Source organism: Agrobacterium vitis (genome assembly GCF_014926405.1).
Classification (GTDB): Bacteria; Pseudomonadota; Alphaproteobacteria; order Rhizobiales; family Rhizobiaceae; genus Allorhizobium; species Allorhizobium vitis_H.
In genome coordinates this window covers 176265-193153 of sequence record NZ_JACXXJ020000004.1, presented here as the reverse complement: position 1 = coordinate 193153, position 16889 = coordinate 176265, and the positions used below count along the sequence as shown (strand labels likewise).

At 57.1% G+C, this 16889-nt stretch carries 18 protein-coding genes; 14 read left to right on the top strand and 4 right to left on the bottom strand.

All coding sequences use genetic code 11. From position 1 onward, the window contains the following. Positions 1-91 precede the first annotated feature (91 nt). Positions 92-844, top strand: a complete 753-nt coding sequence (locus IEI95_RS09400; protein WP_194416341.1) for a GntR family transcriptional regulator — start codon at positions 92-94, stop codon at positions 842-844. A 582-nt stretch (positions 845-1426) separates the two neighbouring features. On the opposite strand, the gene nikR is transcribed toward IEI95_RS09400, so the two are convergent. Further along, positions 1427-1825: a nickel-responsive transcriptional regulator NikR gene (nikR, locus tag IEI95_RS09395; RefSeq protein WP_071203514.1), complete on the bottom strand. Its 399-nt coding sequence runs from the start codon at positions 1823-1825 to the stop codon at positions 1427-1429. A 148-nt stretch (positions 1826-1973) separates the two neighbouring features. On the opposite strand from nikR, the gene nikA reads away from it, so the two are divergent. From nikA to IEI95_RS09330, 13 genes are all read left to right on the top strand, one after another. Further along, positions 1974-3554 (top strand): nickel ABC transporter substrate-binding protein, encoded by a 1581-nt coding sequence (gene nikA, locus IEI95_RS09390; protein WP_194416340.1) that lies wholly within the window; start codon positions 1974-1976, stop codon positions 3552-3554. Positions 3555-3557: 3 nt separating this feature from the next. Beyond that, a complete protein-coding gene (gene nikB / locus IEI95_RS09385; RefSeq protein WP_015918652.1) occupies positions 3558-4502 on the top strand; it encodes a nickel ABC transporter permease subunit NikB in 945 nt (314 codons plus the stop codon). Continuing rightward, positions 4457-5374, top strand: a complete 918-nt coding sequence (gene nikC / locus IEI95_RS09380; protein WP_420481788.1) for a nickel ABC transporter permease subunit NikC — start codon at positions 4457-4459, stop codon at positions 5372-5374. The genes nikB and nikC overlap by 46 nt, the downstream gene beginning before the upstream one ends. Further along, positions 5371-6159, top strand: a complete 789-nt coding sequence (gene nikD, locus IEI95_RS09375; RefSeq protein ID WP_194416338.1) for a nickel import ATP-binding protein NikD — start codon at positions 5371-5373, stop codon at positions 6157-6159. Before nikC ends, nikD begins: the two co-directional genes overlap by 4 nt. Next, complete coding sequence (gene nikE / locus IEI95_RS09370; RefSeq protein WP_194416337.1) at positions 6156-6950, top strand: nickel import ATP-binding protein NikE; 795 nt, start codon at positions 6156-6158, stop codon at positions 6948-6950. Before nikD ends, nikE begins: the two co-directional genes overlap by 4 nt. A gap of 171 nt (positions 6951-7121) precedes the next feature. Then, on the top strand, positions 7122-7517 hold the full coding sequence (locus tag IEI95_RS09365; protein WP_156534371.1) for a hypothetical protein: 396 nt from the start codon (positions 7122-7124) through the stop codon (positions 7515-7517). 96 nt (positions 7518-7613) lie between these two features. After that, the gene (locus tag IEI95_RS09360) at positions 7614-8330 is read left to right on the top strand and encodes a Crp/Fnr family transcriptional regulator (RefSeq protein ID WP_234934194.1); all 717 of its coding nucleotides are present in this window, start codon (positions 7614-7616) and stop codon (positions 8328-8330) included. A gap of 198 nt (positions 8331-8528) precedes the next feature. Further along, positions 8529-9632, top strand: coding sequence for an ABC transporter substrate-binding protein (locus tag IEI95_RS09355; RefSeq protein WP_194416336.1), 1104 nt, complete (start codon positions 8529-8531; stop codon positions 9630-9632). Continuing rightward, positions 9629-10693: a FecCD family ABC transporter permease gene (locus IEI95_RS09350; protein WP_156619988.1), complete on the top strand. Its 1065-nt coding sequence runs from the start codon at positions 9629-9631 to the stop codon at positions 10691-10693. The genes IEI95_RS09355 and IEI95_RS09350 overlap by 4 nt, the downstream gene beginning before the upstream one ends. Next, positions 10690-11475, top strand: coding sequence for an ABC transporter ATP-binding protein (locus tag IEI95_RS09345; protein WP_194416335.1), 786 nt, complete (start codon positions 10690-10692; stop codon positions 11473-11475). The genes IEI95_RS09350 and IEI95_RS09345 overlap by 4 nt, the downstream gene beginning before the upstream one ends. After that, the gene (locus IEI95_RS09340) at positions 11472-12395 is read left to right on the top strand and encodes a copper uptake system-associated protein (protein WP_156534379.1); all 924 of its coding nucleotides are present in this window, start codon (positions 11472-11474) and stop codon (positions 12393-12395) included. The genes IEI95_RS09345 and IEI95_RS09340 overlap by 4 nt, the downstream gene beginning before the upstream one ends. Beyond that, positions 12392-13051 carry an SCO family protein gene (locus IEI95_RS09335; protein ID WP_156534381.1) on the top strand — a complete coding sequence of 220 codons (660 nt, stop codon included), beginning with the start codon at positions 12392-12394 and terminating at the stop codon, positions 13049-13051. The genes IEI95_RS09340 and IEI95_RS09335 overlap by 4 nt, the downstream gene beginning before the upstream one ends. Next, a complete protein-coding gene (locus IEI95_RS09330) occupies positions 13048-13833 on the top strand; it encodes a DJ-1/PfpI family protein (protein WP_156534383.1) in 786 nt (261 codons plus the stop codon). Before IEI95_RS09335 ends, IEI95_RS09330 begins: the two co-directional genes overlap by 4 nt. Before the next feature lie 334 nt (positions 13834-14167). On the opposite strand, the gene moaA is transcribed toward IEI95_RS09330, so the two are convergent. From moaA to IEI95_RS09315, 3 genes are read right to left on the bottom strand one after another with little or no spacing between them, the layout of a single operon-like run. Beyond that, positions 14168-15193 (bottom strand): GTP 3',8-cyclase MoaA, encoded by a 1026-nt coding sequence (gene moaA / locus IEI95_RS09325; protein WP_156534385.1) that lies wholly within the window; start codon positions 15191-15193, stop codon positions 14168-14170. Continuing rightward, positions 15187-16542 (bottom strand): FAD-dependent oxidoreductase, encoded by a 1356-nt coding sequence (locus tag IEI95_RS09320; protein WP_156534387.1) that lies wholly within the window; start codon positions 16540-16542, stop codon positions 15187-15189. The genes moaA and IEI95_RS09320 overlap by 7 nt, the downstream gene beginning before the upstream one ends. Continuing rightward, positions 16539-16844, bottom strand: a complete 306-nt coding sequence (locus IEI95_RS09315) for a 4Fe-4S binding protein (protein ID WP_156534389.1) — start codon at positions 16842-16844, stop codon at positions 16539-16541. Before IEI95_RS09315 ends, IEI95_RS09320 begins: the two co-directional genes overlap by 4 nt. Positions 16845-16889: the final 45 nt, after the last annotated feature.

Genomic DNA, 16889 nt, shown 5'->3' with positions numbered 1-16889 from the left:
TTCCGATTTAAGGAATTATGCAGTAAGCGCATATACGCAGGAATATTATCATGGACATAATTACGTCGCTTGATCGGAGCTGGAGAGGGAAATGAAGAAGGTGACGCGCCGCCAAAGCGCCAAGGTCGCACCGAAGGTTGGTGGTGCGGCGGATACGGGCGAAAACGCCAACGATGACGTGACTGAGCGCATTCGGATCACGCTTGCCACGGCGATTGGTGAAGGTGCGCTCAAGCCAGGCGTCAAGATCCTTGAGGATGCGATTGCCGACCATTTCGGCGTCAGCCGGACAGTTGTGCGTGGCGCGCTCGGCGTCCTGGAGAGCGACCATCTCCTGGAGCGCAAGAAAAACCGTGGCACATTCGTCGCTGAGCCTGGCATCGAAGAAGCAAAGGCCTTGTTCGAGGCAAGACGCAAGCTAGAACATGTCATTCTCGAGCTCGTGATTGACCGAGCGACCGTTGACCAGTTGGATGCTCTTGAAAAGCTGACGGATGAGGAGGAGCATATCCATCACCATGGTGACGAGAAGTCGAAGACCGTGCTGTCGGGCAAGTTCCATGTCGTTCTGGCTGAACTTGGCGGCAACGCAGTCATGACGGAGATGCTGTCGAAGATTGTTGCGCGCCTATCTCTTGTTATGTCTCTCTATGAGGAAGAGCGGAAGGACGATTGCGGCGCCGATCACCACCGCCTGATCGTCAGCGCCATAAAAGCGAAGGACCTGGCAAAGGCGCAGCAGCTAATGGATCACCACCTCGCAGATATCGAAGGCCGCGTTCGGCTCACGGAGGGACAGGGCGATCGGCATACGTTCCTGGCCGTACTGGAGAACTTTTCCTGATGAACCGGCTTGAAGGCAACAGAAGCTGAGGCATGCTAATCTCCACAGCGTTATGAGTGGTCCGTTAAAGTGAATGACTTGCCAGCTTTTCATGGCCACCTGCAGGTCGAAAACGGAATGAAAGGTCCAGCCGATGCCTTGCCAGGCGCGAACCTTCGGCTGCTTATGAGGCGCGTAGCTGTCGCGAATGACGTTAACAGCCCATCGAGAATATTGAGAGCGGCACACAAGGTTGCCGCGACGTGGCGTTTGTCGTCATGCCTCATTGTGCTGCCACGTGGTAGACTCGGCTGCGTCCGGTCAAAGGTAAGCGGCAAGTTGACCGCATCTGGCGTTGGTAGTGTGGGCTTACGTATTGCGGACAGACGAGTCACAAACTGTGCGCTTCTATGTCTACGTTAATGGACCTCGACGTCATCGCCGACATGAGCAGACTGAACGGGGATTACACTGGGCATTAAGAGCGCACTCTTTGCGAGGCACGATGCGGGAGCGGAGAACTGGACGACCATCGCCTCGGGACTTCTGGGCCTGAAAAACCTAATGTGACAACACCGGCTCGGCCATGTCCCCATTCGATGCTTATGCCGGGATAATTTTCAGCTCACCATAGGTGACAGAGCGTTCTGCCATCACATGATCGGCAAAATGGCGCACCTCTTCGGTTTTGCCGCGCAAAACGCTGATCTCAAGACAGCGGTGCTGATCCAGATGCACATGCATGCTGGCCACAGAGAGATCATGGTGATCATGAAAGGTCGTGGTCAGGCGGCTGGCCAAATCTCTGGCTTCATGGTCATACACATAGCTCAAAACACCAGCACATTGGGCAATATGCCCCTCCTCGATTGAGGCCTGCTTCAACCCGGCCCGCGCCAGATCGCGCAAGGCTTCGGAGCGGTTCTGATAGCCTTTTGCCTCAATCATTCGGTCCAGCTCAGTCATGAGGTCGTCGTCAATGGTGATGGTAATACGCTGCATGGTTGTTCCCGACGTTGATGCTGATGTATGGTGTATCACCTTTTTTATCCGCTTCCAGCCTTTGTCCCGATAGACGGTTGACCTGACAAAGACAGTATGATGTATCAGAAAAAAAATCTTACTTCATGATTGCTCAGCAGGACCTTCCATGATCAAAACTTGCTTTCGCCATGCGGCACTGGCGCTGACGCTTGCCTTTTGCAGCCCTCTTACCAATGCGCAGGCGGGCGAGACGTTGAATTTTTCATGGCCCATGAATGTCGGGCCGCTCAATCCCCATCTCTATTCACCCAATCAAATGTTTGCGCAAAACATGGTGTATGAGCCGCTGGTGCGTTGTCAGGCCGATGGCACCGTCAAACCATGGCTGGCGCAATCGTGGGAGATTTCGAACGAGGGGCGGACCTATACGTTTCAATTGCGCGACGGTGTGCGCTTTTCAAATGGCGAACCCTTTGATGCAGCAGCGGTAAAAGCCAATATTGATGCGGTGCTGGCCAATCGCTCTCGTCATGCATGGCTGGAATTGGCCAATGAAATCGAAAGCGCTGATATTGTTGATCCGCTGCATGTGCGCATCACGCTGAAACACGCCTATTATCCTTTGCTTCAGGAATTGTCCCTGCCCCGGCCCTTTCGGTTTATCGCCCCTTCGCAGTTCAAGCAGGGCGGCACAAAGGATGGCATTGCCCAGCCGATTGGCACTGGCCCATGGGTTTTGCAAGAAACCCGCTTGGGCGAGAAAGACGTGTTTGTCCGCAACGACCGCTATTGGGGTGGCAAGCCTGCCTTCGACAGCGTGACCGTCAAGGTTATTCCCGATCCCAACAGCCGCGCCATTGCATTTGAGACCGGCGATGTTGATCTGATCTATGGGGCCGATGGGCCGATCTCTCCCGATACGTTTGAGCGTTTCCGCAAAATGGGAACCTATACGACGCAGCTTTCGCAGCCTTTGGAAACCTTGGTGCTGGCCATCAACACCAATCTTGGTGCCACAAAAGACATTGCTGTGCGCAAGGCCATCAACCATGCGGTGGACAAGGACAAGATGATTGCCACGGTGCTCTATGGCACCCAGCAACGCGCCGACACTCTTTTTGCCCCCAATGTTCCCTATGCCAATATTGGCCTCAAACCCTACCAGTTTGATCGATCCGTTGCGGAAAAATTGCTGGATGACGCTGGCTGGACCCGCCTTGAGCCGAAAGGCGTTCGGCAGAAGGATGGCAAGCCGCTGTCCATCGAATTATGCTTTATCGGCACAGACGCCATCAGCAAATCCATGGCCGAGATTGTGCAGGCTGATCTTGGTAAGGTGGGAATTCAGGTTATCCTGACCGGAGAGGAAGAAAGCAGCATTTTGTCGCGCCAGCGCGATGGCCGGTTTGGCATGATTTTCAACCGCACCTGGGGGCCTCCCTATGATCCCCACGCCTTTGTCAGCTCCATGCGCATTCCCTCCCATGCCGATTATCAGGCGCAGCTTGGCCTGCCGGACAAGGCGAAGATTGATCAGGACATCGGCGACGTGCTGATCTCTACGGATGAACACATCCGGCAGGATCTGTATCGGGATATTCTGACCCGATTGCATGATGAAGCCGTCTATCTGCCGCTCACCTATGTCACCGCCATTGCCGTTGCCAAAAAGGAGCTTGGCCCCATTCCGTTTGGGGCGATGTCGAGCGAAATTCCGTTCGATCAGATCCGGCAAAAGGCGAACTGATCCATGGGCGCGTTTATCCTGCGGCGCATTTTGCTGCTGATCCCGATGTTGCTTGGCGCATCACTGGTTATATTTCTCATGCTGCGGCTTGGGCCAAGCGATCCGGCCATGGATTACTTACGCCTGTCCAAAGTGCCGCCAACGCCTTTGGCGCTGGCGGACGCCCGGCAGATGCTTGGCCTCGACCGCCCGATTGCCACTCAATATATCGATTGGTTGGGCCATGCCTTCCGGTTGGATTTTGGCGTCTCCTATGCCACGCAAAGGCCGGTTTTGCCCGACTTGCTCTACTACCTTCCGGCAACGCTGCAACTGGCCGGGCTGGCGCTGATCCTGACCTTTGCCATTTCCATCCCGATGGGGGTCTGGGCATCGCGCCACCGTAACAAGCTGCCGGATCATATCGTGCGGCTGGTGTCTTTTCTCGGCGTGTCCATGCCCAATTTCTGGCTGGGTTTTCTGCTGGTGCTGGTGTTTTCCGTGCAGCTCGGCTGGCTTCCCGCCATGGGTCGCGGCGGCTTTGCCCATATGATCATGCCGGCCATTGCCATTGCATTCATGTCACTGTCCATCAATGCGCGGCTGTTGCGGGCCAGCATGCTGGAGGCTGCGGGGCAGCGCCATGTGCTCTATGCCCGGCTGCGCGGCCTTTCCAGACAGCGGGTTGAACGGGGTCATATCCTCAGAAACGCGCTTTTGCCAATCATCACTGCCACGGGCATGCATGTCGGCGAATTGCTTGGCGGCACGCTGGTGATTGAGAGTATTTTCGGCTGGCCCGGTGTTGGCCGCTATGCCGTTTCTGCCATCCTGAATCGGGATTATCCCGTCATTCAGTGTTTTACCTTGTTGATGGTGGGCATTTTTGTGACCTGTAATCTTCTGGTCGATATTGCCTATGCATGGGCAGACCCACGGATCAGGCTGTCAGCGGGGCATGTCGAATGACGAAAGCCTCAACATTGCTCTCCCGCCCTCGCCCGGCTGGCTTTTGGCAGTCGTCGTCTCTCGGCGTCAAAGCCTGTGGTGTCATCGTTCTGCTGCTGGTGGTGGCCACGATTGCGGGGCCATGGATTTCGCCGCATGATCCGAATTTTGTCGAATTATCGGAGCGGCTTCAGCCGCCAGACCTGAGCCACTGGCTTGGAACTGATCACTTGGGCCGCGATATTTTCTCGCGTCTGGTTGCTGGTGCCCGTGTCTCGCTGGGGTCTGTCGCCATTGCGCTGGGCCTGATCATGGTCACCGGCATTGTGCTTGGGGGAACCGCAGGCGTTATCGGCGGGCGCACCGATCAGCTGATCATGCGCATTGCCGATGTGTTTTTGACCTTTCCAACCCTTGTGCTGGCGCTGTTTATGGTTGGAATGCTGGGCACGGGCCTTACCAATGTCATCCTCGCCATCGCTCTTTCCCACTGGGCCTGGTATGCCCGGATTGTGCGGGGAATTGTGCTGTCCCTGCGCCATCGGGAATTTCTGCTGGCGGCGCGCATGAGCGGTGCTGGACCAATCAGAACCTTTATGGATCACCTGCTTCCCGCAACCCTGTCTCAGCTGGTGGTGCTGGCAACGTTGGATATCGGCCATATCATGCTGCATGTCTCTGGCCTGTCTTTTCTGGGATTGGGCGTGACAGCGCCCACGGCGGAATGGGGCGTGATGATCAATGATGCGCGCCAATATGTCTGGACAGCGCCGTCGCTGATCCTGTGGCCGGGATTAACCCTGTTTATCAGTGTCATGGCTTTCAATATTCTGGGCGATGCCCTGCGCGACAGGCTCGATCCCCATTTGCGTATGGAGCATGGGCACGAATGATCCAGACCCTCTCCATCCAGAACCTGACGGTTCATCCATCGGACTCTGATGGTCATCCCGCTCTTGTCGATCATCTCTCACTTGAGCTTAAACGCGGTCGCATTCTTGCGCTGGTTGGTGCCAGTGGCTCAGGAAAATCTCTGACCTGTTCAGCAAGTCTTGGCGTGGCACCTGCTGGTGTCACGGTCACCAATGGCACTCTGGCGCTGGATGGTCAGCCTGCCTTGCCTGCGGACTTGCGTGGCAAGACGGTGGCCACCATTTTGCAAAACCCGCGCAGCGCCTTTAATCCTGTGCGAACCATGCGTCATCATGTGATTGAGACACTGAAAGCCGCGGGTCGGTTGTCACCAGACAATGACCTGCAACAGGCTTTGGCCTTTATGCACGACGTCGGGCTTGAAGAGCCGCAGCGCATTCTGGATATGCATGCTTTTGAGATGAGTGGCGGCATGTTGCAACGGATGATGATTGCCCTTGCCCTCATGTCCGGCGCACCGTTTCTGTTTGCCGATGAGCCAACCACGGACCTTGACCTGATTGTGCAAATGCAGGTGCTGGATTTGATCGAGCGCGTGGCCAGACAACAGGGCTTGGGCGTTTTGCTCGTCACCCATGATATGGGCGTGGTGGCGCGCTTGGCCGATGATGTGGCGGTGATCGATCATGGCAAGCTGGTTGAGACGGGCAGCGTCATGGACATTTTCCATGCGCCCCAACATCCGGTAACACGCATGTTGGTGCGGGCGCACCTCTCCCTCTACGGTCTGGAGCTGGCGCAATGACACTGCTGCAAGCAAAACATCTGAGCAAACATTATCAGCACTACTCGCTGCTTGGCGCAAGTCCGGCCCGAACGGTTGTGGATGATGTCTCGCTTTCCATTGCCAACAGCGAAACCGTCGCCCTTCTCGGCCGCAGCGGCTGTGGCAAAAGCACACTGGCCAGATTACTGGCGGGTCTGGAACAGCCAGACAAGGGCGAGATCTGTTTCAACGGCACAGCCCTTGGCAAGCTCGCAAAGGCGGAGAAAGCCGCTTTTCGACGCAGTGTTCAAATGGTGTTTCAAGACTCCCCCAGCGCCGTTAACCCCCGTTTTGACATTCGCGCCATTATTGCAGAGCCGCTGCGCCATCTCACCACCCTCAATGAAGCCGACCGCGAGCACCGCCTGCGCGAGGTGCTGGACATGGTGGAGCTTCCCCTTGCCATTGCCTCGAAATTGCCGGGACAGGTCAGCGGCGGCCAGCTACAACGCGTCTGCATTGCCCGCGCCCTCGCCTGCTCTCCCAAACTGATTATTCTGGACGAGGCCGTGTCCAACCTCGATCTTCATCTCCAGACCTCGGCCCTGTCTCTTTTGAAAGATTTGCAGGACAAAACCGGGATTGCCTATCTGTTTGTCACCCATGATCTGCGCTTGGTTGAGCGGTTTGCATCACGGGTGCTGATCATGGATGCGGGCCGCATTGTCGAGGAAACCCCAACTGGCGCGCTGGCCCATGTCAGCCACCCGGCCTCCCTGCTGCTGAAGTCGGCCATTCTGCCAGCCTATCCGCGCCAACTGCATAATTGACAAGGACATCCGCTTGTCAAAACGTTCCGAACTGCGCAGACAAACCGGGTACGCTTTTTCCATCAAAAAATAACAACAGAACAACCTATAGAAATCCTGACGCGGCACAAAATGCCGCATTGCGAACGTTTGGAAGAACGCCTAATCGTAATCTGAAGGGGATCAATCTGGATGGCGGCAACCGTGTCAGACATGGCGAAAATGGTGCGCATCATATGCGCCATTGCCCTGTTGTGCGTCGGATTTGCCCATAAGATACCCGTCATCGAATCGGCAATTCCGCTTTCAGAAGTTGCATCATATACCCTGCCCGACGGGACCCTCCCGGTTCTTTGCCTACCAAGCCAGCATGACGAGGGAAAGCATCCTAGCCATGATCTCGGCACAGGTTGCGAAGCCTGCCGGATAACGGCGTCCATTGTCTTGCCGACCCCTGCCGATTCAATTGGCCAAGCAATCGTCGTTGCAACAGAAATTCATATTCCGATCCGTCGTGAAGCCTTTTACCGTCAGCTGTTTCCTCCCAACGCAAGCCCACGTGGCCCCCCGACCGGCACTATTGCCTGAAACCACTGCTGCATTTCGCAGCAGCCCTTCAGTCAGCGCCGGTTGAACGTTCCAAACTCTAGAACGTGACGACCGGCGTAGCGCCGGACACACGTCATGTTCAACACGACAGCATTGGGTGAAGTATCGCCCGTATTCCCAATCGATTTTCTGATTCCCGCCGAAATCGGCAGTAAATCTCAGATGTGCAAGCTCGTTGCACCGCGCACCAGAGTTTTCCTGCATGATTTCCCACGATCAAGCGAATTTCTACTCAAGGACGGGTGCATCGCACTCTATCAATCGCTGCACGACGGTCGCAGACAAATACTTGATATCCTTGGGCCGGGCTCCTTTCTCGGACTATCGATTGGCAGCTCTGTCAATTGCTGTGCCGAAACCTTGGCGTTTACGCAGATTCAACCGGTTGCGCAGCTCACCGATCACGCCCTCGGTAGTGCGCTCAAGCATATGCTGCACCGGTCGCAAGCATTAGTGACCTTGCTCGGCCGAAAAACGGCCCAGGAAAAAGTTGCGTTTGCCCTCCTCGATCTCGCTGAGAGGTTTGCCCGGACGTCGAAGGCTTCGCAGCTGCGGAAAACGACATTCAGGCTTTTCCTGACCAGAGCCGATCTTGCCGATTGGTTAGGACTGACACTTGAGACCGTCAGTCGTTGCCTCAACAGCTTCAAGCGCAGCGGTATACTCACCTTCAACCATCCCGAAATCATCACCATAGCCGACGAGAACGCCTTGCGGTTTCTCGCCTCAGGCCAGCCTTCGCTTGCCAGGCAGACATCCGGAAAGCGTAAAGCCTCTCTTCAACCGTCATAACACTGGGGGACAGTTATCATGTTCGCCATCTCGCTTCTTTTACCGCTGACCGGTGCCGTTCTGCGGACGGTGATCGGCCTCGACTATCTCATCGTCAGGCGCGTCAAGCCGCTCACGCGCGCGCTGAGCTGCCCGCCTTTTAACATTGTGGTTGGCGCAGGATCGCCCACCCGCCAAGATTTAGCGCAAGGAAACTCCATGAAAAAACTAGTCTTCTCCGCCTTTGTCGGCCTGATGGCCATGACAGCCAGCGCCTTTGCCGACATTACAGTTACCGACGTCAAGGGACGCACCGTCACCGTACCCAAAGTACCGCAACGTGTTGTCCTCAGCTTCTATTATGAGGATTATCTTGCCATCGCCGGACCCGGCGCGCTCGACAAAGTCGTAGCCCTCTCCCTCTCCCCCTGGAAGGATTGGCGGCCAAACCAGTTCGCGGCCTATGAAAAGGCGCTGCCAAAGCTCGCCTCCATTCCCGACATCGATAGTACCGAAGACAATACATTTTCGATCGAGAAGGTGATTGCGGCCAAGCCCGACCTGCTTATTCTGGCGGCCTGGTCCTATGACGCGCTCGGCGAAGGCACCAAGCAGTTAGAGGCGGCTGGCATTCCAATCGTGACGCTCGACTACAATGCCCAGACGGTCGAGAAACATGTCGCATCCACCTTGGCTCTCGGCAAGCTGATGGGGACGCAAGACCGCGCCGAAAAGCTCGCCAAAAACTACAAGGATGCGATGGCAGACGTTCAGGCCCGCATCCAGAAAGCCGGCCCGACGGACAAGAAGGTCTATGTCGAACTGGCTCAGAAAGGGCCGGATGAAGTCGGGAACTCCTACGGCGATACGATGTGGGGCGCGCTGGTCGACAGGCTTGGCGGCCATAACATTGCCAAGGGACAGATCGGCAATTGGGGACCGCTAAGCCCGGAATATGTCCTGGCACAAAAGCCGGACCTGATTTTTCTGGGCGGGTCGGAGTGGTTGAACAAACCGCAATCGGTGCAGGTCGGCTTTGGGGCTGATCCGGCTGTTACCCGCCAACGCATGAAGGCCTATCTCGCCCGTCCTGGCTGGTCGGATCTGCCAGCCGTAAAAGAGGGCGGCGTGCATGCGATCTACCATGGCGGCGCACGCACGCTGTCCGACTATGTGTATGCGCAATATATCGCCAAACAGCTCTATCCGGATGCCTTCAAGAACGTCGATCCGGCAAAGAACATTGCTGATTATTATAATAATTGGCTGCCGATCAAGGCCGACGGTGTGTTTGTTCTCCCTTATGAAACGAACGGACAATGACGACCTTTTCCGCAGAGATTGATGGGATGCGCGACGGCTATCGCCGCGCATCCGCTCGTCGGACTTTAGTCATGATCGGCGCCCTCATTTGCCTTGTTTTGCTGATGGTGCTCGATCTCACCACCGGTCCATCCGGCATGCCGCTTGCCGAAGTATGGCATGGGCTTCTCGCCGGGCCTGCCGGTGACGACCGCATGGTTGCAACGATCCTGTGGCAATTGCGCATGCCGCAAACTGTCATGGGCGTCCTGGTCGGCGCCTGCCTCGGCCTTGCCGGCCTGCAAATGCAGACGATCCTTGGCAATCCGCTGGCCAGCCCCTTCACACTCGGCTTTTCGGCAGCGGCAGGCTTTGGTGCGGCATTAGCGATCATGTTCGGCTCGCTCATCCCGCTGCCCGGTTTCATCGTCATCCCCGCCTGCGCCTTTGTGATGACCCTGGTGGCCTGTGCTCTGGTCTATCTGATCGCGCGGCTTCGTGGCGCGACACCGGAAATCCTCGTGCTTGGAGGCATTGCGGTGTTGTTCTTCTTCCAATCGCTCCAGTCCCTGCTTCAGTTTCTGGCGTCACCGGAAGTCTTGCAGCAGATTGTCTTCTGGCTATTCGGCAGCCTCTTGAAGTCAAGCTGGACGAGCGTCACAGTGAGTGCTGCGATTGCATGCGCCTGCCTTCCCTTCATTGCCCGTAGCACCTGGGCCTTGACCACGTTGCGTCTCGGAGATGCCAATGCCCGAAGCCTCGGGCTATCGGTTGAGAAAATCCGTCGGAATACCTTCCTGATCGTGGCATTGTTGACAGCCGGAGCCGTCTCCTTCGTCGGAACCATCGGCTTTGTTGGGCTCATCGCACCGCATGTTGCCCGCGCACTCGTCGGAGAGGACCATCGGTTCTCCCTGCCGCTGGCAGCCCTAACGGGAGCCATCATTCTGATCGGCGCGTGCGTGTTCGGAAAATTCATCTCTCCGGCTGCCGTCATTCCGGTCGGCATCATCACGGCCATCGCAGGTGTACCGATGCTGTTTGTCGTCATCGCCAAACGCGGTCAGCGAGGCCTGACATGACGGCGCGGCTGGTCTTGAGAGACGTAGGCGTCCAACATGGGCGCACCACGATTGTTTCAGGTGTATCGACCTCTATTGCTGCTGGGCAGATCGTTGGCCTGATCGGCCCGAATGGTGCCGGCAAGTCCACCCTGCTGAACGCGATCGCCGGGCAGGTGCCCGCGAAAGGCAAGGTTCTGTGGAACGGCAAGCCGGTCGGCGCCCGCGATATCGGTTTCATGCCGCAGCAATGCCAGGTGAGGGCTGACTTGTCCGTGCTCGAAGTCGTCCTGCTCGGCCGTCATGAGCAGCTTGGCTGGCAGATTGCCAGTGACATGCTTGCGGCGGCTTCTCGGATATTGGCCTTCTTCGGGATCAGCGATCTCGCAACCCGCAGCATGCTGACCCTTTCCGGCGGTCAGCAACAATTGGTGCTGCTTGCACAACGCCTGCTGCGCGAACCGCAACTGTTGCTGCTCGATGAGGCGACCAGCGCTCTGGACGTCCGGCACCAGATGCATGTTCTCAAACGACTGAGGGATTACGTGGAGCGGACTGGCGCACTGGTCGTGATCGCCGTCCATGATCTCAACCTGGCAGCCCGCCATAGCGACACGGTCATGCTTCTGAACGGCGGTAGGCTCATCGGACACGGGGCTTTCGACACGGTGATTACGCCGGACATCCTGCGATCCGTCTATGGGATCGAAGCTGAGTTTATCCAGAGCCAGTCGGGAATCCCGGTCATTCTACCGCTTTCACCCACTTCAATTGAAACAAGCCCTATGGAGGAAACACCATGAAATCCCGAACCAGCAGATTTGCGACCATTGTGATTGCAACGCTCGCATTTGTCTCACCTGCCCTGGCCCACGAGTTCAAGGTCGGCGACATCGAAATTGGTCATCCCTACGCCCGTGCCATGCTGCCGGGTGCCAAGGTCGGCGGCGGATATCTGAAGCTGACCAATGAAGGCGGCACAGACGACAGGCTGGTGAGCGCAACCTCGGACCGGGCCGGATCGATCCAGCTCCACGAGATGAAAATCGATGCTGGCGTCATGATCATGCGCGAGCTTCAGGGCGGCATTGTCATTCCCAAAGGCCAAACCATAGAGCTGAAGCCCGGCGGCTACCACGTGATGTTCATGAACGTGCAACAGGCGTTCAAGGAGGGTGAAACCGTCAAGGCAACTCTCACTTTCGAAAAGGCGGGATCGGTCGAGGTCGAATTCTCCGTTGGTTCACCGGCTGGTGGTGCGCCTGAAATGAAGCACGACGGCCATGCAAAGCACGGCGACCACGCCGCAATGCAGATGCCGCCGCAATCTGCCGATCCTCAAGAAGCCATTCCGGCCAAGTTGAAAGCCGCGTTCGCGACGGCCGACAAGCCTCTCTCCGTCGCCCCTGTCGTTGTGCAGGAGGACTGGGCCATCGCCGGCTGGACCCAAGAGGGTCGTGGTGGCCGTGCGCTGCTGAAGAAGAAGGGCGATGTGTGGAGCATTCATCTGTGCAGCGGCGATGGCTTGAAGCAAGCCACTGCCCTTAAGGAAATGGGCCTCTCAGACAATGACGCAAGCGCCCTCTCCGCCAAGCTCGCGGAGGCTGAAGCCCATGTCGACGCAAAGACACTGGCGCTGTTTGCAAGCTTTGAAGGTACCGTCATGGTCGAGGGCGCCGAGGATCACGGCGGGCACGACGTGCACAAGGATCATGGAAAATGACGCGCAGCCCACTGATAATTCTGGCACTCGCCGTAGCCGGGCTGTTCGTGACATCCTTGATCGGCGTCATGATCTGGGTTGCTTATGACAGCCCACGGCCGGGTCCGTTTCGCACACAGTTCGAGCTCACCGACGACCGGGGAAATCCGGTCGGCCCGTCAATTTTTCATGGTTCGCCAGCACTGGTTTATTTTGGCTATACCCATTGCCCGGAAGTCTGCCCGACAACGCTCTATGAAGTGGCCGATTGGCTGAAGACGCTGGGCCCTGAGGGCAAAGACCTGAAGGCCTATTTCTTCTCGATCGACCCGGAGCGCGACACGCCGGAGGTCATGCACGGCTATGTCACGGCCTTTACGGACCGCATTACTGGTATCACCGGGAAACCGGAGGAAATGAAGAAGGTCGTCGATGGCTGGATGATCCATGCGAGCAAGCTGCCGAGTGAAGATGGCGATTACCACATGAGCCACACGGTGTCCTTGCTTCTCGTCGGCGCAGACGGTCGGCTGAAGGACATGATTCCCTACGGTCTCGACAAGCAACAGGCCATCACGAAAATCCGGGAGCTACTTTCGAGCGGTCCTGGCGCAAAGACCGCCGGACAGCAGCTGAGCGACAGCCTCATTCTCCCTTCACCAGGACAACGATCATGAACCGTCGGGACTTCAATGTGCTTTTCACAGCAGCAGGCGCAGGCCTGCTGCTGAACAACGGCATTGCATCGGCTCAAACGCCACCCCTCTCGCCGGATGGACCGGTTTTTGCCATGCTGGTCCACCCTAAGATGATCCTGCTGGATCTGCTCGGTCCGATGACCGTTTTCAACATCACCAGGGGAAAGATTCACCTGGTCTGGAAAGACCAGACGCCGGTATCGACGGATGTCGGTATTCCCGTCACAGCAACGACCACGTTCAAGAAATGCCCTCGAAACGTCGATGTCTTCTTCATTCCTGGTGGACTTGTCGGCTCGACTGAACTGATGGAAGACGCGGAGACGCTTGCCTTTGTCAGGGAGATGGCAGCTGGCGCAAAATATGTGACCGCCGTCTGCACGGGATCACTGGTCCTCGGCGCGGCAGGTTTACTCAAGGGCAAGAGAGCAACAACGCTCTGGAACGTCCGCGACCTCCTGCCAACATTCGGTGCAATTCCCGTCAATGAGCGCGTGGTAGAGGACGGCAATCTCATCACAGGCGGCGGGACCACCGCAGGGATCGATTTTGGCCTCTCCGTGGTTGCCAGATTGCGCGGGGAAGACCTTGCAAAGCGCATCCAGCTCATCATTGAATATGATCCCAAGCCGCCTTTTGACGCTGGCAGTCCCGACAAGGCCGGTCCTAACATCGCCAATGCCTTCCTGAAAATCCGCAAGCCCGCCATGGATGACGCAAAGGCCGCAGCGCAGCGGGCTGCTCGAAAGCTGTCGCTGTGATCGAACGCCTCCTCCCGTTGGCTCCTGCATACACTGTAAATCAGCACCGGAGATTTACCCCAATGACCTGTCCCGTAGATCTCTGATGTATTGAGATGAAATGAAGGTCGGATGGGGCCACGATCGGCGCCGATGATGACCCCGCTCTCGCTGCCGGGTGAAGGACGCGCCTTGAATTGATCAAACGTTTCAAATCACGACTAAACGTAGACCGGATCGGGACCGAATGGAAATACGGCTCATTTCAGAGTGAAAATCAACAGCACCAGCTTTCTTAAGGGCAAAGCGTATCCTCTTTCCCTTCAGGAGAGGCATTCGATACAGCAGACATGCATCAGCCACCGGTGGCGGACATATGCCGGCTGATCGTTATCGGGGCGTTGGTTCGGTCGATCGCAAAGTCGTGCCCACGCGATTTGTCCAGGATCGCCTGGTTGATTGCGGCAAACAGATCCTGATCATATGGCGACCGGCGCATCACCGCTTTGAGATCAACGGCGTCTTCCTGCCCCAGGCAAGTGTGAAGCACACCGGCAGCGGTTACGCGAACACGGTTGCAGCCTTCGCAGAAATTATGTGTCAGCGGCGTGATGAAGCCAATTGTTCCTCCGGTTTCGGCAATGCGGGCATAGCGCGCCGGGCCACCCGTCCGCAGGGGAATATCTGTCAGTGACCAGCGGGTTTCAATCGTCTTGCGCAATTCGTTGAGTGGAAGATACTGATCGATGCGGTCAACACCGATATCTCCAAGCGGCATCGTCTCGATCAGAGAAAGCATCATGCCGCGGCCATGGGCAAACGCGATAAGATCGTGGATTTCCTGTTCGGTGCTGTCCCGGAGTGCCACCGTATTGATCTTGACCGCAAGCCCCGCTGCACGGGCCGCATCGATGCCCTCAAGCACCGTGTCAAGCGAGCCACCCCGCGTCAAAGTGCGAAACCGCTCTGGCGCGAGTGTATCAAGCGAAACATTGAGGCGTCGAATACCCGCCTGCGCCAAGTCTTCAGCATAACGGGCAAGCTGAGTGCCGTTCGTCGTCAATGTCAGCTCTTGCAGCGGACCGCCTTGCAAATTGCGTCCCAGCGAGCGAATTAAGTCGATGATACCCTTGCGAACGAGAGGTTCACCACCCGTGAGGCGGATCCGCGTGACGCCGGATCGGATGAAGGCAACCGCAAGACGTTCCAGCTCATCAATCGACAGCACATCACGCTTCGGCATGAATGTCATGTTTTCCGGCATGCAATACATGCAGCGTAGATCGCAACGATCGGTCACTGAAAGACGTAGATAAGTCACGCGGCGACCGAACCGGTCGATCAGACCACACGAAGGCAAGGCAGTCCCGGGGGTTAGCATGCTGTGCGCCTCTTTGTGACGACGGCAATCATCTGGTCGACAGACAAAAATTTTTCTCGGGGCTTTCCAGCAAGGCGGCCTTGCTCCAATTCCGCAGCATCGATAGCCTGCCACGACGCGAAATCGATGTGGACACCATGCTTGCCGGCCAGCCTTGCGATCAAGGTATCGGCATCCGCGAGCACGCGATGACCATTGCTGGAAAGATCGGCAAGAACATGCTGCACGGTTTCGACTGCGCATGCCCTGTTGGTACCAATCGTGCCTTGTGGGCCGCGCTTGCTCCACCCACAAACATAGGTCGCTTGATGAGGGCCTCGTCCTGCTACATTGGCATGAACGCCCCTCGCCTCGTCATAGGCAACGCCCGGAACGGGCGCAGACCGTCTGCCGATGCTGGAAAATACGAGATCGCAGTCGATGGAAACCGGCATAGGCCTATCGCCGGATAGGCTGGAGCCTCGGCTGAATACCATCCGCTCAACCCGATCTCTTCCCTCGATAGCGTGCGGCTGCAGATGGAACCGGAACACGCAACGCCGCTTCCGATCCGAGATCTGCGTCGAGAACGATGCCAGCATGCTGACAGCTGCCCTTTTCTCGGCGTCAATGCCATCAGGCAAAGCGGCGACATCCGGCACCGGATCGTCCGGATCAAGGACGGGGTCGCAGTCCGAGAGCATGCTGAACTCCTGCAATTCCTTGGCCGAAAAGCGCGTTTCGAGCAGGCCACGACGCCCGACGACCTGCACCTCGCGGATCTTGCTTTCGGCTAAGGCCTCCAGCGCATGGGCCGCGATGTCGCTATGACGCAACTCGTCGGTCGTCTTCAGCAGGATGCGGGCAATATCGAGAGCGACATTTCCATGTCCGACAATCACCGCACGCTCACCGGAGAGGTCGAAGCAGCAATCGCGATAGTCAGGGTGACCGTTATACCAGCCGACGAAATCGCTAGCCTGGTGGCTTCCCGGCAGGCTCTCGCCAGGAATACCCATCTTTCGACCTAACGCAGCACCCGTCGCAAGAATGACGGCATGATAGCAGTCAAACAGCGTGTCTATCGTCACGTCGATCCCCACGTCGATCCCGCCGACAAAGCGGAAGCCGGGCATGCTGGCAATACGATCGAATACGGCGGTCACCTGTTTCAACTTCGGATGATCCGGCGCCACGCCGAACCGCACCAGGCCGTAGGGCACCGGCAGCCGCTCGAACATGTCGACTTGAATGTTGATCGGTGCTCTCAACAGAGCTTCGGCGGCGTAGAAGCCGCTCGGGCCTGCACCGACAATGGCGATGCGGAAAGGCGAAGCAGCCTTCGTTGCGGCGGCAATTGGGATGGTCATGATGTCAGAGCCTGCCGTCGCTCCTCAGCCCCTGGCAAGGGCGGCAGCCGACTGGCGACCACCGGCGTTTCTGCAGCGCGGCGACGATTGATTTCAATCCACTTCTGCTTGTCGGCTGGCAGGAGATATGACGCATGAATGGCGCCGACGGGACAAACAGGCGCACAACCACCGCAATCGATGCAGTTATCGGGATCGATATAGGTCATTTCCTCATCGATATGAAAACACTCGACGGGACATACGGTCACGCATTCCGTATAGCGGCATCCGGAGCATTGGTCGGTTACAACATAGGTCATGGTCAGCTTTCATCATATGCGGCAGACGATTTGGTGAACACGCCA